Origin of the sequence: Cupriavidus sp. DB3 (assembly GCF_020418465.1) — a bacterium.
Classification (GTDB): Bacteria; Pseudomonadota; Gammaproteobacteria; order Burkholderiales; family Burkholderiaceae; genus Cupriavidus; species Cupriavidus cauae.
This window is the reverse complement of sequence record NZ_JAIZPL010000002.1, coordinates 521,780-545,784: the sequence shown is the minus strand read 5'-3', so window position 1 is coordinate 545,784 and position 24,005 is coordinate 521,780. Positions and strand designations below refer to the sequence as shown.

Below are 24,005 nucleotides of genomic sequence, written 5' to 3'. Positions count from 1 at the left end.
ATCGAAAACCTGCCAACGATTTCCAATAGCGCCACTGGCTTGCTGCCCGGCACCATCTGGCCAGCATCGGCGGTACGCCGCCGCTGCACCACCCTCCGCCACGGTCTGGCGGAATCCATCCCCACTTCGTCAGGAGCAATCATGGCTGGCACTCACACTGTCGCTTCGTCTGCCATCGTCGACTCGAGGCCACCGCCCGATCCGGGCGTCGATACGCCACGCGATCATGGCACGATGGCCGTGCAAGCAGGCGGGAACTCGGCTCGCATCCAGTATGTCCGTGCTGCGGACGGGCCTCCGGCCCACCAGGGGGGCGACGGGAAGGCCGGTCCCTGGGACAAGGTCCTGTCGTTCTTCGGTATCCGAAAGCCCGCTCCCCATCATGAACGGCCACACATCGGCGACTCGCGGCCAGCTTCCGATCGGCCGCCGGTAGAGAACCGAGTCGAAACGACGGTCGTCCAATCGGCCCCACCCCCGGCCAAAGCGGAATCCGCGACACCGTTTCCGATTCTGAAGCTTCCGTTCGAGCTGCTTTGCGAGGTGATGGCGCGGGTGCCCCATGACGAGCGGCACTTCTTCCGTCGCGATGCATCGTTGGGAACAACTTGCAGGAAATTTCACGATGCCATCGCCGCCGTGGCCAAGATGCCACGGTATCGCGATGACGACGCTCTTGCCCGACGTATGGCCGGAATGAGATGGGCGAGTCAGCTCGTTCCAATGATCGACACCATTGCCAATGCGAAGGCATCCACTCGCGAGTGGGCACTTGCAGCGGTGGTTCGGATGGCCGGCGGGATGTCGGCAGCAGGCAGGCGAGCAATCGTGTTGGCGATCCTTCAACGTGCGAAGGATCGTTCGACACTGTGGGCACTTGAATTGATGCGCCACTTGGCCATGAGGCTGCCCGATTCGGATGGTGAGCTCTTGTCCATATTGACCGACCGCGCCATACAGATCGATGTGCAAAGTGATGACGAACATCTGGCCAAGGCGAGAGTCCTCGCACAACTCGCACAACGAATCAGCCCTGATGATCTGCCCGGAACCGTGCGCCGCTGGGAGTCGATATACAAAGCGGTCTCGGCGCATCCCCGCAACGAGGATGTCCTTACCGTGCGCGGCCTGAGAGCTGGATTCGATCATTTGAGCAGCGACACATTCAACTGCAAGTTCAATGTCGAATCCGAGGGAATGCTGCTTTGCAGACTGATTTGGCTCTACCGCGCAGTAGACAGCCTGCAATCCAGGCAGTACGAGGCGGCCTGCACCGCAGAGGAGTTGGTCCCCAGGGAGCCGCCGAAGCCTTTACCCGGCACAGTGAAGCCGCCGGATCCATGGCGCGCATACAGCAGCATCATGGATCGCCCCATACCAAAAATCGATCGCTTGCCATCCCACATCATGTAGCAACGCCCCGTTGCGTGGATCGCAAAGAATAGCAATAGCCCGGAGGAGACGATGCGAATTGATGGGTTTCGCCCGAGTACTCAATCGAATGACAATAAGTTGCCCGACTCGGAAACCGGGCGGTCAAATACAAGCCCCCGAGGCGACCCGCTCCTCGACGATATAGGTTCATCCGGCCATGGCATCGCACCATCGTTCCAACCAGACTTGGATATCGATCGGGGTCCCAATGCATTGAACCTGCTCAAAGATGAGTCTCTGAATCCGCTAATCGTCATTGACGAGCTGGGTAGCGGAATCGCTGATAAGTCGACTAACAACCGAAACGTGAGGCCCGTCCCTCCTCGCGAGCCCGTCCCGTCCTCTCAAGTCGCCAATTGGCCTCCCCCGTACCTCTCTCACGCGAAGCTCTCGGAGACAAAGGGATGGCATCTGCTCAATGAAGTTACCTACGGCCTATGGAGCGCGGTAACGGTAGGACGCGAGGGGATGCACATCGCCGTGTCGTCCACGGACGAACTGAGGACGTTCTCGGCCACTTCGTATCTGCCTGCAGCGAATGAAGGTGCCCTGGTCGGCAGCACGTTTGCAGTGATGGAGGCCATCGGTACTGCTCACCTCGTATGGAAGGCAGGGCGGAAGAAGTCGGAACTGGACCAGGCGCTGCGCAAGCATGCCGCCGGGCGGGACCGTTTCGTGAATGGCAACCCGGAAATTGCCAGCTTGCTTGGTGAGAGACAGGCGCTCTCCACGTTGCTCAATACCTGGCCGTGCGACGCGGAAGCGAAGTTGCTGCCGGATTGGCAACGGGATCTGTCCGCATCGCCGTTGAACCTTCAGAGAACCCGGGCCGACCTGAAGGGGGTGGAAGAAAAACTCGAGAAACTGGCGCTCGACCTGGCCGCGGATTTCGAGCACTACGTCCGCTATGAGCAGGCCGCCAATCAGCTCGCCGAAGCGACCGACAATCTCCATGCCATGGGCGTCGCCGCTGCGCGGGACAGCGTCGTACAACTGGGCGGAGCCGCGTGCAATGCGGCGGATGCCGCGGTAAAGCTCGGTGTGCAAGGCGTCGATGTTGCGGCAAACAGTGTCGCCAGTGGTGCCTTCAGCATTGCGATGGGCGCATTCCACATCGGTGCCGCCGTGGTCGGCTTGTATCAGTCGGAGCGACGGCTGCTGGATCTTGAAGCGGCTCGTAGCCGCAGGCCCGAGCTGCGGACCGTCAATGGCGCAGAGCGGCTGGTCTCGGAGGCGGCGGATCATCATCGGCAATGGTTGACTGACCAGGCCGCCCGGACGAAATCTGCCGCTGTCCGGCAATCTCATATTGCAGGCGCTGCCGTATCAGCATCCGAGCAAGCTGAAGACGCCGCGAGCGCGAAGGAGCTGATCGGCATCGTGCTGCATCATCAGGAGAAGGCGTTTCAGGCGATCGAGACGGATGAACTCAAAAAGATCTCTCGCGCGAAATTTCGTATCGGCTACGGCGCGACATCGATCGCAATAGGGATTGGTTTCGTTGTCCTGGCGGCGACCGGCACCGGAGGCATATTCGCCATCGCAATGCTCGCCATCGCTCTCGCTGCTGGGGTCTTTTGGCTCACCTCGGGTGTCCTGCGCTTTGTCAATGATCGCAAGGATGCAGGCCGCGCAGCGAATCGCGATGTCGAATTGATGGCCATGGCGCAGCGCATTCTGCAAGAGCGGCGGCAACCTACGATCGAAGAAATGCGGAGCAACCGATTTGTGGCCATTGAGGCGATGCTGAACGCGCTCCTTGACGGTGATCGCCCAGTGACCAGATGTGCGCTGACGGAAGCACTCGTGTCGCTTGGGATGGATGCGAACCTGCTCGAAGCGATCAGGCTGCGTTCATCGGTCCGGCTGGACTCTACCTACGCGAAGGACCGCGAGGAGATCTCGCAGAAGCTGCGCTGTTTCGCATCGCAGGCGCAGACCGACGCGCTGAAGGCAGCCATGGAAGGGATGGCGCTGCGTAGCGACGAGGCCATGCTGAAACCGTTGCGGCAACTGTTTCAGGAGTTCATCGAAGGAAAGACGGCGATGCGCCAGGAGTATGAACGCCGGTCAGGGGCGTTGGCGTTCCTGCGGGAGAGGTTGCCCGAACCCTTCTGGAAGAAGATCGGCGTTGGCGAGGTCGCGTACCGGCCGGTGGAGCGACTGTAGGAGCAGGCTGACGCGCCGATCCGCACACCGCGCCCACGGTATTCAGCCCTGACAGGATTTCAGCATGCGGGCGGCATGGACGTGTCCGGCTGCGGTAGCGTAAGTCAGAGCGGTTCGTCCGGAATTGTCCCGCAGGTCCCAGTCGGCTCCTGCACCGAGCAGCACAGCCAGAATTTCGATATGGCCGTTGGCGGCGGCATGCATCAAGGCAGTGGCGCCGCGAATATCCCTCGAATCGACTGCGGCGCCGTGGTGAAGCAACGTCCGGGCGGTGTCGCGGTGTCTGGCGGGACCGAGGCCAGCAGCGACGTCACGCCGCTCGTTTGCGCCCTGCGGTGTGCCGGAACGAGTCAAGGCGGCAAACGAACCCATGGTATCGACATGGATTGCCGTGACGCGGTCCTGTAACGACGCCCCGGCATACAGCGTTGCCGAGTGGAGGGCGGCGAAAGCCAGTGCGGTTCGCCCTTCGCCATCCTTGGCATCGACCGCGGCGCCGTGGCGCAACAAGACCTCCACGGTGCCCCGGTGTCCGGCCACGGCGGCGAACATCAACGCCGTCCGGCCCAGCGCATTGCGGGTATCGACAATGGCACCGGCATCCAGCAGTCTCTCGACAATACCGTCGTGGCCGGCGATGGCGGCCGCCATCAGGGCAGTGTCGCCGCACTGGCTTGGCACCTCGGTAGCCGCCGAGGCGGCGAGCAGGCGCTCCACGACGGCAACATGTCCGTGAAAGGCAGCCAGCATCAACGCGGTATCGCCGCTGTCTGCCGCACCCAGATTCAGCTGGCGCATGCCGTGCTCGTCGGCGTGGGCCAGCAGCATGTCGACGACGGCCTCGTGGCCCAGTTCGGCGGCGACCATCAGCGCTGTCTTGCCGCGCTGAACGGCAAGATCCAGCGGCATCTCGCATGACAGCAGCGTCGCCAGCTCGGCGAGGTCCGCCGAGGACACTGCCCTGGCCATGTTGGCGAGATAGGCTCGGTACCAACCATCCTGCCGTTGCAGCCCCGCCATGATCGGTTCCATGCCGGGCCTCGGCTGACGCTGTGCCCCCAGCCCATATTCATAGGCATAGCGACCATCGGCATCGGGTACGAAGGCGGCGAGCCAGGCGCCGGTGTCGCCCTTGCGACCGGCATGGCCGAGCAACCACGCCAACCAGGCCGGATCGGTGTGTTGCTGGCTGAAGGCGATATGCATGGCCGTTTCCCCGCGCATATTGCGCGCATCGAGACGAGCGCCATGTTCCAGCAGGCATGCCAGCAGAGCGACCGGCGCTGCCGAACGGACCGCGTAGTGCAGGGGCGGATCGCCCTGCCCATCGCAGGTCTGCAGCGCGTCCGGCGCGGCCGCGAGGGCCTGTCGGACGAGCGCCACCTTGCCGCTTCGGATGGCGGCATGGACGGCGGGGAGTGCACTGTTTGCGGAGCTTGACGGAGGGGTTCGAGAATACGGCGATGCGGACGGAGAAGCGGTGGCCGGCCGCGCCGGATTCCCGCTGGCATTGGCGTCGTCGGGGAAGGGCTCGAATGGGTTGCGCTGCATGGCGGCGTCCTCCGTCGGGACTGGCTCGCCGTCCGCCGCAAGGGGAGTGGGCGGGAACGGTGGCGGGCTTGGGGGAACGCCAGCCTACGCACGGTTCAGCGCGATTTCTTACGGAAATGTGTCGGCAGTTCAATCTTTCGCAACAAAGGGCGCCGGCACTGTTGTGCGAACGCAGCGAACTGCGGTTGGCGGGCCGGCGTGCAAGCCGCCGGGTGCCGAGTGGATGGGCGCGGGGCGGAAGCGGGACCCGGCGCCAAATAACGATGGGCGAGGCCGCCAATGGCCCCGCCCCCTGGGCAGGCGTCAGGCTCTGCGCCGTACCAGCCCGTAGATCACCAGCAGCACGATCGCGCCGATCACCGAGGCGATCCAGCCGGCCGGCTCCCCGGGGCGATACCAGCCGAGCGCCTGGCCGACATATCCGGCGATCAGCGAACCGCCTATGCCAAGCAATATGGTCAAGATCCAACCCATCTTGTCGTCGCCAGGCTTGATGGCCCTGGCGATCAGCCCGACGATCAGGCCGACGATCACCGTACCGAGGAATGACAGCATACGCATCTCCCAGTTTCGAGCGGCCGGCGGGTCCGAGCCGCTTCGGCGCCATCTTGCCACGCCTTTGGGCGCAGGGCGAGCAGTCCGGCGCACTGGACATTCAGAGTTTTTGAAACGATCGTCCAGCCCGGGACCGGCCGCGGTGGCCGCAGTGCTGGCAAACTTCGCCCATATCGCGAATCATCGCGCCATCGATCATTCACCGGGAGACCGCCGTGGGCGAATTGCAGGTCCTGCTGGAACAGCACGGACTGACGCTGGTATTTCTGAACGTGCTCATCGAGCAGGCCGGGCTGCCGGTGCCCGCCTATCCTTTGTTGCTGGTTGCCGGGGCGCTGGGCATGCGCGAGACCGGACCGTCGATCGGCGCGGTGCTTGGCGCCGTCGTGGTGGCCTGCCTGATCGCCGATTCGCTGTGGTACCTCGCGGGCCGGCGCCTGGGCCAGCCGATGCTGCGCACCATCTGCAAGGTATCGCTGTCGCAGGACAGCTGTATCCGGCAAACGCAGTCGCTGTATCTGCGTCTGGGGCCCCGTTCGCTGATCTTCTCCAAGCTGTTGCCGGGCGCGGGCGCGCTGTCGACGGCGATGGCGGGCATGACGGCCACGCCGTTCACGGTCTTCCTGTTCTACGACGCGATCGGTGCCGTGGTCTGGGCCGGCGGGGCGCTGATGATCGGCGCGGCGTTCAGCGATGCGATCGATGCCGTGCTGGACGCCTTCGGCACCTATGGCCACCTGGCGCTGATGCTGGCGCTGCTTGCGCTCGCGCTGTTCATCGTCTGGCGCTGGTGGAAGCGGGTCCGGCTGCTGCGCCGCACCCGGCTGATTCCGCGCATGAGCGTCGTCGAACTGGAGGCGCGGCGCCAGGACGGCCGCCTGCCGCTGGTGCTGGACGTGCGCGCGCCGGGCAGCGCGGCGCTCGAGCGCATCCCCGGCGCTCTGGCGGTGGACCCGGAGGCGCCGCTGGACGTACTCGCCGAACATCCCCCGGCCGTCGAGATCGTGATCTATTGCGCCTGCCCCAACGAACTGTCCGCCGCCATGCTGGCCGAGCGGCTGCGCGCGGCCGGCTATGCCAATACGTGGGCGCTGCTGGGCGGCATCGATGCCTGGAAGCAGCTGCAAGGGGAACGTGTGCTGGCGGTCTAGCGAGCCCGATGCGGACTGTCTGGCGCCGGGAGACCCTTCCGACAACGCGGGAAGAGAACGGCTATAGTTGCCGTTCCAACTCGATCGCCGTCCACGGAAAACGCCTGGCGGCGCCGCGGCGTGCCGATGCGTCGATGTGCCGGTCGGCCATCGATCGCGCCACGCCCGGCCAAAAAACCGTTCCCGCTTCGCCTTCCCGCATCCTTCCCGCATGACCGCTCCCACCACTGCCTACTCCCTGCTCGATCTTTCGCCGATTCCCGAGGGAAGCGACGCCGCCCAATCGATGCGCAATTCGCTGGACCTCGCGCAGCATGCCGAGCGCTGGGGCTATCGCCGCTTCTGGCTGGCCGAGCACCACAACATGCCTGGCATTGCGAGCGCCGCCACGGCGGTGCTGATCGGCTACGTCGCCAACGGAACCTCGACCATCCGCGTCGGCTCGGGCGGCATCATGCTGCCCAACCATTCGCCGCTGGTGGTCGCCGAGCAGTTCGGCACGCTGGCCTCGCTGTTTCCGGGCCGTATCGACCTGGGACTGGGCCGCGCGCCCGGCACCGACCAGCTGACGGCGCGCGCGCTGCGCCGCAGCGCGACCCATGACACGGCCGACACCTTCCCGCAGGACGTCGAGGAGTTGCAGGCCTATTTCGACGAGCCGCGGCCCGGCCAGCGGCTGCGCGCGGTACCGGGCGCGGGCCTGAAGGTGCCGCTGTGGCTGCTGGGCTCCAGTCTGTTCAGCGCGCAGCTGGCCGCATCGATGGGGCTGCCGTTCGCCTTCGCCTCGCATTTCGCGCCAGGCTTCATGCGCCAGGCGGTGGATCTGTATCGGCAGACCTTCCGGCCTTCGGAGGCGCTGTCCCGGCCCTACGTGATGCTGGGCCTGAACGTGTTCGCCGCCGATACCGATGCCGAGGCGACCCGGCTGTTCAGCTCGCTGCAGCAGCAGTTCCTGGCGCTGGTGCGCGGCACGCCCGGGCGCATCCGTCCGCCGGTCGACGATATCGAATCGATGTGGAACGAGACCGAGGCCGCCCATATCCGCCGCTCGCTGTCCTGTTCGGTGGTCGGCAACCTCGATACGGTGCGCGAGGGCATGCAGCGCTTCGTCGACGATCTGCGTCCGGACGAGCTGATGCTGACCGCGCAGATCTACGATCATCAGGCGCGGCTGCATTCCTTCGAGCTGGCCGCGCAGGCCGCGCAGCAATTGCGGCCGGTCAGCGGCGCGCAGACGCTGTAGCGCAGGCAATCGTCATCGGCTGTCGGCGGGGCGACGGCGTACGCTCACACCTATGCGCCGACCTATGCGCCGACCTATGCGCCGACCTGTGCGCCGACCTGTGCGCCGACCGGTGCGCCGACCGGTGCGCGGACCTATGCACCGACCTACGCGGCCGCAGTGGTGACCCCCGTCGCCGCGCCGCTCTGCGCCTGCCGGTGGCGGCGCACGTTCTCGATCAATTCGCGCCGCGCCGCGTCCAGCCAGGCGGTGCGGTGCCTGACCGGGTCTCTGGGCGACAGCTTCGCCGCACTGATCTCGCCAAGGAAGTAGCGCACCATGCTGCCCGCGCGCGCGGGCACCGGCATCATGCCCAGCAGCTGGCCGGCACCGATCACGCCCTTGTCGGCCGCGTGGCACAGGCCCGCCCACGCGGTGCGGCCCAGCGCCAGATAGAGGGCACCGTCGCGGACCCTTGTCAGCCGTTCGACAAACTGCGTCTCGAACGCGCGGCGCAGCATCGGTATGGCCAGCAGCGCTTCCAGCGTGCCATCGAAGGCCAGCCCACGGCGCATGGTCGCCTGCGGCAGCAAGGCCAGCGGCTGCAGCAGGTGAAAGCTGTCCTCCCACAGGGCGGTCGCCCGTTCGGCGCCGACCAGTGCCGGGATGCCGAAATGATCGAGCATGCGGATCAGGTTTGGCCGCACCAGCGGCCCGCCCAACTCGATCTGGCGCTTGTTTTCCAGCTGGACGATGCGGCCCGGCGCATGCGCGCGCAGCAGGGCCTCGGTCAGTTCGGCGGCGAGCCGCACATGCATGTGTCCGGGCGTCGTGCTGACCAGCACCAGCCGGGCGGTGGCGTTGACGTGTTCGAACGGCACGTAGCTCATCACGTAGGTGCCGTCGCTGTCCACCACGACCGGATGCGCCATCACGGCGTTGGCGCCGCCTTGCCGGATGCGCGCGCAGTAGTCTTCGATGTAGCTGCTCAAAGGTGCCCCCCGTTCCTCGGCGACGTATTTTCTGCCTGCGTATCGGCGGTTGCCGATGCTCGTCGTTTGCTTGCATGGTAAGCGCAGGGACGGTGCGGGCAAAGTCGCGGCGCGACGTTTCGGGCGCGGCGCGGCGGGGGATTGGTGGGGCAGCGAACAGATGGCGTCAACCACGCGCGCGGAAGGTCCGCGCCATGGCGACAGCGGGCTCGGGCTCGTTCAACCGCCGGTGCAGGCGAGCGTCGCCGGTCCGGCCTGCGGGTCCATCGCCACGATGGTCGGTGCCAGCCCGCGCAGCAGCCTGACCGACAAGGCGCTGGTGAAGCTGTAGCGCGCCGCATGCGGGCCGCGCACATGCAACGTGACGGTGCCGAAGTAGCGCTCGCCGATGGTGAAGACGAAGGTGGCCGAGCGGCTGACGGCGCGCGATGCGATCACGTAGCCCCCGCGGCCGAACACCATGTGCCGATGATCGCCGGTGCCGGTCTTGCCGCCGAGCGCCATGCCGCGATCGGCCGGAAAGGCGCCCTGTGCCGAGCGCGCGGTGCCGCCCTCGACCACGTCCAGCAGCGAGCGCCGCGCGAGTTCCGCGACATCCTCGGGCAGCAGGCGCTTGCGCTGCCCGGGCCGCAGCACGAAGCGGGTTTCGTACGGTGTGCCGGCGGCGAAGTCGAGCCAGCGCACGGTCTCGGTGTACGGCTGCAGGCCGCCGCTGAGCAGGATGCCCGCCAGCTCCGACAGCGCGGCGGGACGATCGCCGGAGGCGCCGACCGCGCTGCCATAGGAAGGCGTCAGCGTATCGAAGGGATAGCCCAGCCGGCGCCAGCGCTCGCCGATCCGCTCGAAGGCATCGCGCTCGAGCAGGATGCGGATGCGGTTGTCCTGCCCCGCCTTGCTGCGCGTGCGGAACAGCCAGGTGTAGACCTCCTGGCGAACGTCGGCGCTGGCCTCCAGCACCTGTTTCAGGTCCGCCTCGGAATGGTCGTCCAGATAGTCGATCAACCACAGTTCGAGCGGATGGATGCGCGACAGGTAGCCGCGGTCGTTCAGCGAGAATTTGTCCTTGCCGTACTTGTCGTAGAGCTTGAACACATCCTCGTCGTCGAGCTTGGTGCCGAGCTTGGCGCGCAGATGCCGTGCGAAAGTGGCCTCGTCCATGGTCGGATCGGCGCTGCGCAAGGCCACCGCCACGCGCACCGCGATGGGCTTCACACGCTGCAGCAGCAGCGCGATGCGGCCGTTCTTGTCGAGCGCGTTGTATTTGCGATAGAAGCCGGTCAGGTACTGGCTGCCTTCCTCGTCGGCGAAGCGCTCCAGCCATTTGCGCCGGCCGGGCGCATCGCGGTCGGCCAGCAGCTCGCTGGCATCGGGGTGCGCGCGGTGGACTTCGTAGCGGACGATGTCACGCATCATGCGGATGAACACCAGGTTGACCGAGTGCTGGAAGGCCCGGCGCACCGTCAGGCTTTCCACGCTGGCCGAGCGCTCGAAGTTGGTGAAGGTCTGCAGCCCGCCGCCGGTGAAGAAGGCCTCGCCGGCGCCGCCGGCGTACTTGCGTTCGAGCGCGGCCTCGAGCATCGCGCGGCGATTGCCGTTGGGGTTCTTCAGCAGCCAGTCGATCGTCCAGCGCGTCAGCCCATCCTGCGGCGAGACCGGGACGCGCTGCAGCTCGGCGCGCGTCATGCCGGCGTAGCGGTCGTGCAGTTCGGCAAGGATCTCGAGGTAGGTGACCAGCGTGCGCAGCTTGGCGGTCGAGCCGAGATTGAGCCGCGCGCCGCTGTTCAGGTCGAACGGCTGGTCGATATTGTCGGCCTGCACGCGCAGATAGCTGGCATTGCCGACCCGCTCGAACAGCGTGAAGCTGGCCGCCAGCTTCGACGGATCGTCATGATCGCGCAGCATGTTGTGGCCGTAGAGGCCGAGCTCGCGCGCGCCTTCCTTGTCGCGCAGCTTCATCAGCGTGGCGGTGATCTGGCGCTGCGCCTCGGTATTGATCGTGCTGGCGACCGTCAGGTCGAGCCGGTCCAGATCGTAGCGGCTCGACACGCCGAGCAGGCGCGACAGATCGGTGCGCACCTGGTTGATGGCCTTGCGCGTGACGAAGGGATCGGCGGGCGGCAGCGAGGGAATCGGCGCCTTGTCGAGCCGCGCGGCCAGCGCGGCGTCGCGCAAACGCGGCGAAATCACGCCCGCGCCGGCGAGCAGGCGCAGATAGCTGTCGGTCAGCGGTTCCAGGTTGGTGTCGTAGCGGCGCAGATGGTACGAGGGACGGCGCTGCGCGATGATCAGCGACAGCGCCTGCTTGAAGACCTGCGCCTCGCGCGGCGTGGGCGGTTTCGACTCGATCTCGTGCAGCATCCGGTTCGCTTCGTCGAAGTCTTCGCCGTACCAGTAGTACATGCCATCCCCGATGCCGTGGATTTCGCCGCGACCATTGCGCGCCGACAGCGGTACGGTGTTCAGGTAGTCGACCACGATGCGTTCGCGCGCCCGCACGGTATCGCGCCCATCGAGATAGGCGCGCACCGAGGCCGAGCCCATCTGGCGCAGCTTCTCCGAGATCGAGGACGTGCGGCCCTGCGGCGAATGGCGGTATTTCTCGATCTGCGTGGCCAGCGTGCTGCCGCCCGGCGTGTCGCGCTCGCGATCGACGATGGCGAACAGCTGGTCGACGCCGGCGCGCGACAGCCGGCGCCAGTCGAGCGCCGGATTGCGGGTCGGATATTCGGGATTGAGCAGCCCCTGGTTCTCGACGAACAGCAGCGAGTTGGCCAGGACCTGCGGCACTTCGCGGTAGTCCTGGTACTGCCGTTCGGGGAAGCGCTGCACCGACACGTTGCGGTCGTTGCAATCGAGCAGGGCGAGCCCGGCGCGGGTCTTTTCGCGATAGGGCGCGTACAGGCCGAGATCGAGGTATTCGAGCATCGCCTGGGACATCCGCGCCTGATGCTCGCGCACGAAGCCGCGCGCTTCCAGCAACTCGGTGTAGTGCGGAATGCGGGCATAGCCGAGCCGCATATCGTAGGGCCCGGCATCGGGGAAGCGGATGCGGTCGCTGGCGCCGGGCGCGATGGTGTAGGTCAGGCGCTGGCCCCAATCGTGAAAATAGCGCGCCTGCCACCGCGAGGTGCGAACCTCGTCAGCGATCAGATGGGCGGCGAAATAGCAGGCGCCGCCAACCAGGACCAGCAGGACAACGATAGGCCAGACACGACGCGACACGGTTCGCTTCCGGTGCTATGGGTGGTCGATCGAAGCGTCATTGCGCACTACGGGCCGCGCGCCTCCGACCTCTAGTATTGGCGCTAGCCGGCGTTTGCACAGGGGCCGCCGACAGAAAATTTTCCGGCCGTGCCGTCGAGGTCGGCGAATGCAGGCAGGCGATCGGCTCGCAGGGCCAAGTATGCCTTGGACGTCGCTCGTGGTGAAGGGTGGGCCGCAGGCGGGGTTTGGCCGCTGGCGCGCCACTAGTGCGGATCGGCGTCGCGGCCCGTCTGGCGCCTTGCCTCCGGCGCAACCCCCAATCGCCGCGCCAGCCGGTGGAAATTGCTGCGATCCATGCCGGCCGCGCGCGCTGCGGCGGCATAGGCGCCGCCGTGCCGCGCCAGCACGGCTTCGATCCAGCGGCGCTGGAATTCGTCGGTGGCTTCGCGCAGCGTGCCGCTCCCTATCAGCCGATCTGCCTCCGGCGCGCTTGCCGGCAGGGACTGCGCGGCACGAGCGGCCGGTGTGTCGTCGCGCTGCGCTGCGGTGGGGCGGCTGGGGTGGCGGACGTCTTCGTTGGCTTCGTTGCCATGCGCGAGCCGGCTGGTGCCGCTGTCCAGCCCAAGGTGGCGCGGCTCGATCGCGATCCAGCGCGCGCCGCGGCGCGATTCGGCCAGTGCGCGCAGCGCCGCCCGGCTGATCAGATGTTCGAGTTCGCGGACATTGCCCGGCCAGGCATACGCCATCAGCGCCAGCGCCGCGTCCGGCGACAGCCGAAGGTTGCGCGCACCGAGCCGGTGCTGGTTTTCCTCGAGAAAGCCGCCGGCCAGCGCCAGCACGTCGCGCCCGCGCTCGCGCAGCGGCGGCACGCGCAACGGATAGACCGACAGCCGGTGATACAGGTCCGCGCGAAAGCGGCCCTCGGCCACCGCCTTGCCGAGGTCGCGGTTGGTCGCCGCCAGCACGCGGACATCGACCCGCAGCAGCCGGTCGCTGCCGGGCCGCTGCACTTCCCCGCTCTGCAGCACGCGCAGCAGCTTGGCCTGGACCGGCAACGGCAGCTCGCCCACCTCGTCGAGAAACAGCGTGCCGCCGTCGGCCAACTCGAACTTGCCGACGCGGTCCTGTACCGCGCCGGTGAAGGCCCCGCGCTTGTGCCCGAACAACTCGCTGTCGGCCAGCGTCTCCGGCAGCGCCGCGCAGTTGATCTGCACCAGCGGCCGGTCGCGGCGGGTCGAACGGTCATGCAGACGTTGTGCGACCAGTTCCTTGCCCACGCCGGTTTCCCCCAGGATCAGCACGCTCAGATCCGACGCCGCCACCGTGTCGATTTCCTGCTTGAGCCGCTTCATCGCCGCGCTCTTGCCAAGGAGCTCGCGCGGCTGGCCACGGGCCTGCAGCGCGCGGCTCATTTCGCGCTCGCGCGCCGCGCGTTCGGCCAGCGCGCGGATCGTCTCGTCGGCCTCGATGCCGGATTCGAGCATCGTCACCACCGCCTGCATCTGCGCCGCCGAGATGTCGGCGAAGGCGCCGGGCTGCAGCGCGTCCAGTGTCACCAGGCCCCACAGCCGGCCGCCGCAATGCAGCGGCGCGCCCATGCAGTCGTGGATCGGCAGGATGTCCGGCTGTCCCTCGATCAGCCCGTCGTACGGGTCCGGCAGGCCGCAATCGGCGGCGAATCGCACGCCGTCCTCGCTGTCGAGCAGCTGCGCCAGGCGTGGATGAGCCGAGACGGGGAAGCGCCGCCCGAGTGCGTCATCGCTCAGGCCGTGGACGGCGACCGGCACCAGCACTTCTCCTTGCAAGCGCAGCAGCGCCGCGGCATCGCACCGGACGATGCCGCGGGCGGCGGCCAGCAGTTGGCGGAAGCGCCCTTCGTCGGCGGGCGTGGGGAAATCGGAATTCGTGGTCATGTGGACAACAACGTGGTCATTCGGACAACGCATGACGCGTAGTCATTTGGACAACTGCATTGCATGATGCCATAAGAATCAAGGGTTTGCGCCCGGTGTCCCCCCTGGCATGCCGCTTGATATGACAAGGTACCTCTCGACGTCCAACCACAGGAGCGTTTTCATGCTGTCCCCGAATACCATCGCGCTGGTCAAGGCCACGGTGCCCGTGCTGAAGCAGCACGGCGAAGCGATCACGCAACACTTCTATCGTCTGTTGCTGACCCGGCATCCGGAACTGAAGGCCTTCTTCAACGAGGCCCACCAGGTGCACGGCACGCAGGCACGCGCCCTGGCCGGCGCGGTGCTCGCCTTCGCCAGCCATATCGACCAGCTCGACGCGCTGGCCGGCGCGCTGCCGCGGATCGTGCAGAAGCACGCCGCACTGGGCGTCCAGCCCGAGCACTACCCGATCGTCGGCGGCTGCCTGCTGCAGGCGATCCGCGACGTGCTTGGCGAAGCGGCGACCGACGACATCGTCGGCGCCTGGGGCGAGGCCTATGGCGTACTGGCCAAGATCCTGATCGATGCCGAGGAGGCGGTCTACCGCGACAACGCGGCCCAGCCCGGTGGCTGGCGCGGAACGCGCGGCCTGCGCATCGCGCGCAAGGTGCAGGAGAGCGAGATCATTACCTCGTTCTACCTGGAGCCCGCGGACGGCGGCGTGCTGCCCGCCTTCCGGCCGGGCCAGTACCTGACGCTGCTGCTGACGATCGACGGGGCGCCGACCCGTCGCCACTACTCGCTGTCCGATGCGCCGGGCAAGCCGTGGTACCGGATCAGCGTCAAGCGTGAGCCGGGCGGCCGCGCGTCGAACTGGCTGCACGACCATGCCGCGGTGGGCGACGTCCTGCAGGCGCTGCAGCCTTGCGGCGACTTCGTGCTCGAGCAGGCGGCCAACGACCGGCCGCTGGTGCTGGTGACCGGCGGGGTCGGCATCACGCCCGCCATCAGCATGCTGGAAGCGGCCGCGCCCGCCGGCCGGCCGGTCCACTTCATCCATGCCGCGCGGCACGGCGGCGTGCATGCCTTCCGTGAGCGCGTCGATGCGATCGCCGCCAACCACGGCAATGTGAGCGTTTGCTACGTCTACGATACGCCGCGGGAAGGCGATGACCCGCACGCCGTGGGCTTCGTCACGCGTGAGCTGCTGGCGAGCCGGCTGCCTGCCGACCGCGACGTCGACTTCTACCTGTTGGGGCCGAAGGCCTTCATGCGCTCGGTCTATGCCGACGGTCGCGCCCTGGGCATCGCGCCCGAGCGCCTGCGCTACGAGTTCTTCGGACCGCTGGAGGACTTGCAGGCGGCGTGAGCGGCGCGGTAGCGGAGGCGGTCGCCCCCGCGATCGCCTGTCCTGCCGCCAACCCTGCCGGCGGCCCTGTCGCCAACCCTTTCGCCAACCCTGTCGCCCGCCTTGCCGCAGGCCCTACCGCCCGCCCTCCGGCATGCCGATCGCCGTGGTCTCGATGACCTGCTGCTGGTCGCCCTGGCGGATCTCCGTGCGCAGCACGAAGGCTTCGCTGGGGCAGTACCAGTCGGTCACGGTCATGCTGTACGGGTCCGGCCGTTCGACGTCGTCGCCGATATGGACCTCGCCCAGCGAGGCCTGCTTGTCGTACCGGATCGGCAGGCATTCTCGCCGGCCGAGCGGCGTGTCGATATGTTGCCGGCGGCCGACCCGCCGCTTGCCGATGTGGATCGAGGCCCGCGGCACGCGGATGGTGGTCACCGCTTCGCCCGAATGCAGGCTGTTGATCTGCAGGCTGGCGGTGGAATGCAGCGACTCGCCGGGCAGCGTGGCGCCCTCGCGGATATCGTGGCCGGCATAGGACAACAGGCCCGTGCCCTCGAACGAGGCCTCGCCGAACAGCCGGGCATAGCGGGCCTGGGCGTTGATGGTGGCGTGCTGGCTGCTGATCCGGCCATTGGCCGAGCCCGTATCGCGCACCAGCGTCAGCCGGTGCATCTGATCCATGACCACCGGCGGACCCATCATCGCCGCCAGCGCGGACTTCGAGTGGATGTCGAGCCAGGCCGCGCAGCCGCCCGGCACCGGGCCGGGATGGCGCACCGTCATCGTGATCGACATCGGCATCTGGCCATCGGCCTCGAGCTGCGCGCGGGCGCCGCTGCGGAACCACGGTGCCTGGCAGACCGGCGGAGCGGTGGCCTCGGCGGGTTGGACGGATGGGGTGGCCGGAGCGGCAGCAGCGGCGGGATGGGCCGGATTGGCGAGAGTGGCAGGCGCCGCGGAGGCCGCCGGCGGTCCGGCCGGCTGCGCGTGCGAGCCTGGCGCCCAGAGGGCGGCAACGACGGCCGCGAGGACCGCGGCGATGGCCCGGGCGAGGGCCGGGGCAACCGTCGCGGCAAGGACGGTCGGCAGAGGCCGCGTCCAGCCGCGTCGCCAGTGGATGCCGCGTCGGTCAGCCAGCGCGGCTGCTGTCATCTCCGCCCCCTCGGTTCATGCCGCCACATTATGCAGACGGGGGGCGGGACTGCCTATGCGGGCTGATCCCGACGGAGAAGGTCCGGCGTGCCCGAAGTCTCGGCGTGCACCAAGCTCAGGCTTTGCGCCCAGCTCAAGCCTGCGCCGCGGCAGGCGTGGGCCGAACTCAGGCGTGCGCCGGCTCGGCCAGCGGCGACGGCACCAATCCGGGCAGGGCGCCATGGCGGGCGGCGCGCCGCAGTTGCTGCAGCCGTGCCTGCAGGCGCGGGTCGGGCTGCGTCGGCGGATACATGCCATTGGGGCAGGCCACGCCCAGCAGGTCCAGCGCCTGCTTGAAGTCGTCCAGCGTCAGTCCCTTCGCCGGATCCAGTGCGATCAGGCGGGACTGCAGCGACGCATCGACGGAGGCTGCATCGGCAGTCAGCACCACGTAGTTCTGCGGAACGGGCCGGGTCGCGGCCAGATAGGCGGCCACCTCGGCGCCGAAGCCGCCGTTGGCCGCCGGCGCGAAGGCATGTACCTGCAGGTCAAGCTGTTGCACCAGGGCCGAGCGGGCGCCGGTGCCCCAGGCATGCGGCAGCACCACACGGGCGCCGGCCAGCCCGAACAGCCGCCGTACGAAGCCCAGCGCGACCGGATCGAACAGTCGCAGTTCGCGCACCGCGCCGGTTTCCGGTTTGCCGCCCAGCCGCGCGGCGGAGCGCTCGGAGAACAGCACTCCGGGCACGTCGAGCATGATCAATCGTTCAGACATGAGATTCCTCTGCATCCATCGGAGCGGTAGGGGAGCGTTCAGGTTACGACGCACGATCGGGCCTGCGGCCGGCCTCGGCGGCGACAACATGAAACAGTTCTGTAACTTGTGGTTCGGTGACGTAAAAACCGCCTGTCAGTGCCGACTTTTGTTTCCCGGCGACACATTTGAGGCGCTTGCGACCCCGCCGATCATGCCCGCTCGTGGTGCACGATCCTGCATCCCACAACGCGCCAGACGCCGTTTCGGACGACGAATTCGGGTTCTCCCTAGGTGGGGTGACAACGAGCGGTTGCGGTATGGTTACGCCTTTTTCCAGGGGGGCGGTTTTGCCTCGACCCCGGGGCGCCTCGACCGCCGACTGACGGGCACCATCTCGCCCGAACCCGACTCGGAGATTCGCCATGAACGAAATCGTCGATGCCGTCAACGGCATCATCTGGAGCTCGGCACTGATCTACCTGTGCCTGGGCGTCGGCCTGTATTTCTCCATTCGCACTCGATTTGCCCAGGTGCGGCACTTCTTCGGCATGATCCGCCTGATGCTGGACGGCAAGTCCTCGGCACAGGGTGTCAGCTCCTTCCAGGCCCTGGCGATGTCGCTTTCGGGACGGGTCGGCACCGGCAATATCGCTGGCGTGGCAACCGCCATTACCTTCGGCGGTCCAGGCGCGGTGTTCTGGATGTGGGTGATGGCCTTCCTCGGCGCCAGCACGGCGTTCGTGGAATCGACGCTGGCGCAGATCTACAAGGAAGAGGTCGACGGCCAGTATCGCGGCGGCCCGGCGTACTACATCGAGAAAGGGCTGGGCACCAAGTGGTACGCCTGGATCTTCGCGCTGGCGACGATCCTTGCCTGCGGCGTGCTGATGCCCGGCGTGCAGTCGAACAGCATCGCGGCCGGCATGACCAATTCATTCGGCATCGATCCGGCGGTGACCGGCGCGGTGCTGGTCATTCTGCTCGGCCTGATCATCTTCGGCGGCGTCAAGCGCATCGCCAGGTTCGCCGAGATCGTGGTGCCGTTCATGGCGCTGGGCTACATCCTGGTGGCCTGCGTGATCGTCGCGCTCAACGTCGGCAAGCTGCCCGAGGTCATGAGCCTGATCCTGCGTAGCGCCTTCGGCCTGGAGTCGGCCTTCGGCGCGGTGCTCGGCCTGGCGATCCAGTGGGGCGTCAAGCGCGGCGTCTACTCGAACGAAGCCGGCCAGGGTACCGGCCCCCATCCCTCGGCGGCCGCCGAAGTCTCGCATCCGGCCAAGCAGGGCCTGGTGCAGGCGTTCTCGATCTATGTCGACACGCTGTTCGTCTGCTCGGCGACGGCCTTCATGATCCTGATCACCGGCGCCTACAACGTGGTCGGTCCCGCCAAGGAAGCGCTGCACACCGGCCTGGCCGGCGTGGAAGCGGGACCGGGCTTCACGCAGCATGCGGTCGAAAGCGTGCTGCCTGGCTTTGGCGCCGCCTTCGTGGCGATCGCGCTGTTCTTCTTCGCGTTCACGACCATCGTCGCCTACTACTACATCGCCGAGACCAACGTCGCGTATATCAACCGCAAGATCCACCGCCCGTGGATGGTGTTCCTGCTGAAGATCGCGATCCTGGCCGCCACGCTGTACGGCTGCGTGCGCACCGCGACGCTGGCCTGGGCGCTGGGCGATATCGGCGTGGGCCTGATGGCGTGGCTCAACATCGTGGCGATCGTGATCCTGCAGAAGCCCGCGCTGAAGGCGCTGCGCGACTACGAGGCGCAGAAGCGGCAGGGCCTCGACCCGAATTTCGTGCCGGGTCCGCTGGGGATCGATAACGCGGTCTTCTGGGAGCAGCGTGCGGCCGGCGTCAAGCAGCGCCGCCCGGGCGACGATCAGGACGGCGGCGAGCCCGCCGTCTCGCCGGTCATTGCGGCACCGCGCTCCGCCGAATAAGGGAACGACGAAGGGCGCACGAACAAGTCGTGCGTGCCGGACCGTACGCCGTCGGCTAGCCCGCCGACGGCTGCGGCAGCATCAAATCCTGGCGGGCGGCAAAGTCGAACAGTTCCCTGTCGTTGCTGGCCCCCAGCTTCTGCATCGCGCAGTTCTTCTGCCGGCTGATGGTCTTGACGCTGCGGCTCAAGGCCGTGGCGATCTGTGTCACCGACTTGCCGCTCAGATAGAGCCGCAGCACCTCCGTTTCCCGCACCGACAGGCTGCCGATGCCGGCCCGTTCCTCCGGACAGGGGTAGCGCGAACTCGATTCCGCCAGGATGCGCGCCGCCGATTTGCCGATATAGGTCTGGCCGCGCTCGACCTGGACCAGGGTGTGGACGAGCTCGTCGAGCGGCGAATCCTTCAGCAGGATGCCCTGCACCGGCACCTCCGCGATGGCGCGCAGGATCAGCGGGTTGGTCATCATCGTCAGCACCACCACGCGCATCTGCGGATGCTGCCGTCGCATCTGCCCGAGCATCCGCAATCCATCCTTGGCCTGGCCGCCCGGCATATGGTAGTCGGTGACCACGACGTCGGGCGTACACGTAGCGATGGCGCGAAACAGTGCCTCGGGCGTCGTCACGTCAGCGCAGACCTGCCAGCCGGCGTGCCCTTGCAGGACGCTGCGGATCGCCAGGGAGATCGCGGGGTGGTCGTCCGCGACGACGATGTTCAGTGCCATGCCATTGCTCCTGCGCCCGCGTGCCGAGCCCCGTCGCAGAGCGCGGCTGGTGCCAGGGGCGTGCGGTCCATCGGAAAAGAAGCGCCGCGCGGCAAATGCCGTGCGGCGCAAAGCGCGTGACATCTGTATCGGGCGGCCCCATGACACGATGGAGGTACGGACAGGACGACACTACCGCCCGGCACAGCGACAGCGCACATGCCCACCCTCAGACCAAAAACGGGAAATAGTCGGAAAGCGCTGCAATGCCCCGCCAGATTAGTGGGCAAGGGAGCGCGAAGCGATAAGACGAGTCTCAAAACGGGATCGGGTGCGAGGGTGTGCGGCTGAATCCCGCCGGCAGGGCGGGGTCAGCTCCGCTGCGCTCAGCTCGACAGCGTCCTGGCCCACCGCGCGAGCGCCGGCACCAGTTGCGCCATCGCGGCCGCCACGCCGGCGGCATCGCCGTCGCGGCACGCCGCCTCCAGCGCCTCGCAGCCCGCCGCGACGGCATCGGCCGATACCATCCGCGCGGCGCCCTTGATACGGTGCGCGATGGCGTGGGCCGCCCGCCAGTCGGCGCGCGCCACCGCGACGCGCAGCGCGGCCAGATCCGCCGTGTTGCCGGCCAGCAAGGCTGCCCGTACCGCCGCATCGGGGGCCGGCGCGTGGGGCGCTGCGGCGAATGGCGTCGAAAGGCACCGCCCGCCCGGCGGGTCCCCCAGCCAGTGTTGCAATGCGCGCCCGAGCGTGTCGAGATCGATCGGCTTGAACAGGCAATCGTCCATGCCGGCCGCCAGGGCTTGCTGGCGGTTGTGCGGCCGCGCGTCGGCGCTGTAGCCAAGCACGGGCACGCGCGACCGGGCCAGGGCCCGCTCCTGCGCGCGCAGCTTGCGCGCCAGCGTGAAGCCGTCCATGCCGGGCATGTTGCAGTCGAGGATCACGAGATCGAAGGTGGGGTCCGGCGCCGCGCACCGCACCAGCGCCTCGTGGGCATCGCCGGTACCGATTGCCTCCACCCCCAGATGACGCAGCTGCCTGGCCAGCAGCATCCGGCCCGCCGGATGGTCGTCGACGATCAGCGCGCAATAGCCCTTGCGCAATGGCGCGATCGCCGGCCGGCCGCGAGCGGCCTGACGGCTGTCGCCGCGCAGCGCGCGTCCTGCACAGGCCTCCGCGGTCAGCGTCAGCGTCAGCAGCGCGGTGGTGCCCTGGCCCGGCCGGCTGAGCAGTTCGAGGTCCCCGCCCATCTGGCGGGCGAGCTGGCGCGAGATCGACAGACCGAGGCCGGTACCGCTGGTCGAGCGCGCTTCCGCGGCCCGGAAGAAGGGCTCGAACAGCCGGGGCATCTGGTCCGCTGCGATGCCGGGGCCGCGGTCGCGCACCACGATGCGCACCGTTTCCCGATCGACATCCTCGCCCGCGCTCTCGAGCTTCACCGTGATGTCGCCATGGCCGCTGAACTTGATCGCATTGCTGAGCAGATTGCCGACCACCTGCCGCAGCCGCTGCGGGTCGGCCCGATGGCGACGGGCCCGCAGCGTGCCCAACTGCAGGCGGATGCGCAGACCGCGCGATGCCGCCAGCGGCCGAAACGCCTGGACCCACTGCTGCAGCAGCGTATCGAGCTGCACCGGCTCCGGCCGGATTTCCATTCGGCCCGCCTCCAGCCGCGCCATGTCGAGCAGATCGCCGACCAGCGCGACCAGCGACTTGGCGCAGTCGTGCGCGGTGTCGATGTAGTGGCGGGCCTCGCCATGGATCGCGGTCTTGTGCTTGAGCAGATCGAGGATGCCGATCACCGCGTGCATCGGTGTCCGGATTTCATGGCAGATCGTCGCCAGCAGGCTCAGGCGATCCGCATCGGGCGATGCGCCGGGGGAAGCACCGACGGCAGCGCCGACGGCAGAGCCCACACAAGGCGAGGGACCACGGTGGCCGCCGTCCGCGGACGGCCGCATGCCGGCCGCGCTGCGGCGGGTGGCCGGGCGTGCGTTGCCCAGGCGCCGGTGCAGCGTGGTGGCGGCGCGGGCGATGCGCCGGCCGTGGCGATGCAGGGCGACCGCGCACGCACCCATTGCCGTCATCCACAGCAAGGTGCCGAGCGAGCAGGTCAGCAGCCATGGCCGACGTCCGTGGTGCGCGTGCGCGGGCGCCGGCAGCGCAGCGGGAACCGCAGCGGGCATCTGCGCCGTCGACACCCAGCCGGCCTGCAGCGCGTCCCAGTGCGCTGGCGGGATCGCGGCCAATGCCTTGTTCAGGATCATGCGCAGCTGCGGCGCCGCCGGCGAAACGCCGAAGCCGATCGCGGCCGGCTGCGGGCCCAGCGGAGCGGCCACGCGCAGCCATGGCGCGAAGGCGTAGCGGACCATGTAGTGCGCGCAGGTCAGCGTGTCGACCGCGGCGTCGGCCTGGCCGTGCGCGACCATGCGGTAAGCCTCGGTCGTGGAACTGGTGCGGATGACGGTGGCGTTGGGAACCTGTGCGAGGCGCTCCGCCAGGCCGCGGCTGCTGCGGCGCACGGCGATGCGCATGCCGGCCAGGCCCGCGGCATCCCGGATGGCGCCGTTGGCGGCGTGGGTGGTGATGACCCATGGCGTAATCAGATAGGGCAGCGATGGCTGCAACCGGCGCGCCCGGCGTCCCGATTCGCGCATCGCGGCGGCATCGGGCGGCGGCGAGTCCGCCGTCACCGCGGGCACCAGCAGCACCGTGCCGTCGCGCAGGGCCGCTTCGCGCGCCCCGGGGTCTTGCTGCCAGACCGGTTCGAAACGCAGGCCGGTGATGCGGCCGACCTGCTCGAGCGTCTGTACGGCGATGCCGGCGGCATGTCCACCGGCGCCGACGAAGGCCATCGGCCCACCGATCGGCGATGCGCTGTAGCGCACCACCGGATGGGCGGCCAGCCAGCGCCGTTCGGCACTGGTCAGCGTGTCGGCGAGCCGTTCGCGCACTGCTCCGGTATCGTCGCGCTGCGTCTGGATGCGGCCGAGCTGCGCGGCCACCAGCGCCGCCCACAGCAGGCAGCCGCACGACATCAACCCGTACAGCCGACGCTCAGAGCGCTGCATCGGCCGGCCGGCGCATCGTCGCCGCCATGCACGGCGTGCGGTTGGCAAGAGGGGTTGGCATCGCGGCGACCTCCGGGCAGACACAGTGAAGCGGAGGAATCTAGCCAATGCGCCATGCCGCGACTATCGCAGTTCGACGCGGACGGTGTTCTATCGGACGCGTTGCTCCGAATCCGATGCCGCGATCAATCCTGTTCGCAGCGGCCGGGCGCGATCGCGATTTCGCCGACCGGCCGGTCGCCGATGCCGGTGTAGCGAAACACCAGTGCGATGCCCAGGCGGCCCAGCACCGGTACATCGGGATTGCGACAGATGCCGCGCACCAGAGCCGGCGTGGCGCTGGCCATGAAGGCGGCGGTGCCCTCGCGCGAGGCATCGAAACGAACGAGATTCAGATGGAAGACCACGCGCTTGCCGCTTTCGCCGCGGCAGCCGTCCAGACGCGTGGCGGTATCGAGCAGGATGGGGCCGGAGCGCGTCAGCTCGCGGCAGGCGCTGCCCAGCGCCACATCGGTGCTGCTGCCGGAACCGGTCAGCCGCGTGACGCCGTTCATGCCGGTGGGCCGGCCGTCGGCCACCCCGACCAGCAACCGGGCCAGTGCCGACATGCTCGACGGCGCGGTGGTCGAGGCGGCGGCGTTGCCATGCTGGGCCACCGCCGGCCACGATGCGCAGGCGATCAGGGCGGCTGCGCGCCAGGGGTGGGGCAACGAAATCAAAAGCGAGTTCCGCATGAAGATACCGGTATCGAGTTGGCCTCGAATGGCGGCTGCGGGCGGGCTGCCCGTTCGCCATGGCGAAACCATAGCGAGCCGATTGCCGGTGTGCTGTCAGTCACTGTCCTACATTGGCAAGCGAAATGCGTTCAAATCC

General features: G+C 67.9%; 16 protein-coding genes. 6 read left to right on the top strand and 10 right to left on the bottom strand.

What is annotated here, in order from left to right:
- The first annotated feature begins 141 nt into the window (after positions 1-141).
- Complete coding sequence (locus K7G19_RS08225; RefSeq protein WP_226106774.1) at positions 142-1,413, top strand: F-box protein; 1,272 nt, start codon at positions 142-144, stop codon at positions 1,411-1,413.
- Between the two features lie 489 nt (positions 1,414-1,902).
- Complete coding sequence (locus tag K7G19_RS08220) at positions 1,903-3,603, top strand: hypothetical protein (protein ID WP_226106772.1); 1,701 nt, start codon at positions 1,903-1,905, stop codon at positions 3,601-3,603.
- Between the two features lie 42 nt (positions 3,604-3,645).
- Here K7G19_RS08220 and K7G19_RS08215 read toward each other — a convergent pair whose 3' ends face one another.
- Positions 3,646-5,154, bottom strand: coding sequence for an ankyrin repeat domain-containing protein (locus tag K7G19_RS08215; RefSeq protein ID WP_226106770.1), 1,509 nt, complete (start codon positions 5,152-5,154; stop codon positions 3,646-3,648).
- A 303-nt stretch (positions 5,155-5,457) separates the two neighbouring features.
- Positions 5,458-5,709 (bottom strand): GlsB/YeaQ/YmgE family stress response membrane protein, encoded by a 252-nt coding sequence (locus tag K7G19_RS08210; protein ID WP_006577258.1) that lies wholly within the window; start codon positions 5,707-5,709, stop codon positions 5,458-5,460.
- Between the two features lie 215 nt (positions 5,710-5,924).
- On the opposite strand from K7G19_RS08210, the gene K7G19_RS08205 reads away from it, so the two are divergent.
- Positions 5,925-6,860, top strand: a complete 936-nt coding sequence (locus K7G19_RS08205; RefSeq protein WP_149318444.1) for a DedA family protein/thiosulfate sulfurtransferase GlpE — start codon at positions 5,925-5,927, stop codon at positions 6,858-6,860.
- 211 nt (positions 6,861-7,071) lie between these two features.
- The gene (locus tag K7G19_RS08200) at positions 7,072-8,103 is read left to right on the top strand and encodes an LLM class flavin-dependent oxidoreductase (protein ID WP_149318443.1); all 1,032 of its coding nucleotides are present in this window, start codon (positions 7,072-7,074) and stop codon (positions 8,101-8,103) included.
- 146 nt (positions 8,104-8,249) lie between these two features.
- On the opposite strand, the gene K7G19_RS08195 is transcribed toward K7G19_RS08200, so the two are convergent.
- From K7G19_RS08195 to norR, 3 genes are all read right to left on the bottom strand, one after another.
- The gene (locus K7G19_RS08195) at positions 8,250-9,074 is read right to left on the bottom strand and encodes a hypothetical protein (RefSeq protein WP_226106768.1); all 825 of its coding nucleotides are present in this window, start codon (positions 9,072-9,074) and stop codon (positions 8,250-8,252) included.
- A 219-nt stretch (positions 9,075-9,293) separates the two neighbouring features.
- Complete coding sequence (locus K7G19_RS08190) at positions 9,294-12,296, bottom strand: transglycosylase domain-containing protein (RefSeq protein ID WP_226106767.1); 3,003 nt, start codon at positions 12,294-12,296, stop codon at positions 9,294-9,296.
- A 245-nt stretch (positions 12,297-12,541) separates the two neighbouring features.
- The gene (gene norR, locus K7G19_RS08185; RefSeq protein WP_226106766.1) at positions 12,542-14,191 is read right to left on the bottom strand and encodes a nitric oxide reductase transcriptional regulator NorR; all 1,650 of its coding nucleotides are present in this window, start codon (positions 14,189-14,191) and stop codon (positions 12,542-12,544) included.
- A 163-nt stretch (positions 14,192-14,354) separates the two neighbouring features.
- On the opposite strand from norR, the gene hmpA reads away from it, so the two are divergent.
- The gene (gene hmpA, locus K7G19_RS08180) at positions 14,355-15,542 is read left to right on the top strand and encodes an NO-inducible flavohemoprotein (protein ID WP_226106765.1); all 1,188 of its coding nucleotides are present in this window, start codon (positions 14,355-14,357) and stop codon (positions 15,540-15,542) included.
- Between the two features lie 114 nt (positions 15,543-15,656).
- Here the strand turns inward: hmpA and K7G19_RS08175 are convergent, their stop codons facing one another.
- Together K7G19_RS08175 and K7G19_RS08170 are read right to left on the bottom strand one after the other, a co-directional pair.
- Positions 15,657-16,325: a hypothetical protein gene (locus K7G19_RS08175; RefSeq protein WP_226106764.1), complete on the bottom strand. Its 669-nt coding sequence runs from the start codon at positions 16,323-16,325 to the stop codon at positions 15,657-15,659.
- Between the two features lie 517 nt (positions 16,326-16,842).
- Positions 16,843-17,430: an HAD domain-containing protein gene (locus K7G19_RS08170; RefSeq protein ID WP_226106763.1), complete on the bottom strand. Its 588-nt coding sequence runs from the start codon at positions 17,428-17,430 to the stop codon at positions 16,843-16,845.
- Between the two features lie 404 nt (positions 17,431-17,834).
- Here K7G19_RS08170 and K7G19_RS08165 point away from each other — a divergent pair, with 404 nt between their 5' ends.
- Positions 17,835-19,355 carry a sodium:alanine symporter family protein gene (locus K7G19_RS08165; RefSeq protein ID WP_149318437.1) on the top strand — a complete coding sequence of 507 codons (1,521 nt, stop codon included), beginning with the start codon at positions 17,835-17,837 and terminating at the stop codon, positions 19,353-19,355.
- A 55-nt stretch (positions 19,356-19,410) separates the two neighbouring features.
- On the opposite strand, the gene K7G19_RS08160 is transcribed toward K7G19_RS08165, so the two are convergent.
- From K7G19_RS08160 to K7G19_RS08150, 3 genes are all read right to left on the bottom strand, one after another.
- A complete protein-coding gene (locus K7G19_RS08160) occupies positions 19,411-20,082 on the bottom strand; it encodes a response regulator transcription factor (protein WP_149318436.1) in 672 nt (223 codons plus the stop codon).
- Between the two features lie 365 nt (positions 20,083-20,447).
- Entirely contained in the window at positions 20,448-23,132 is a 2,685-nt protein-coding gene (locus K7G19_RS08155; RefSeq protein ID WP_226106762.1) for an ATP-binding protein, read from the bottom strand.
- Positions 23,133-23,317: 185 nt separating this feature from the next.
- On the bottom strand, positions 23,318-23,851 hold the full coding sequence (locus tag K7G19_RS08150; RefSeq protein WP_149318434.1) for a hypothetical protein: 534 nt from the start codon (positions 23,849-23,851) through the stop codon (positions 23,318-23,320).
- Between the last annotated feature and the right edge of the window lie 154 nt (positions 23,852-24,005).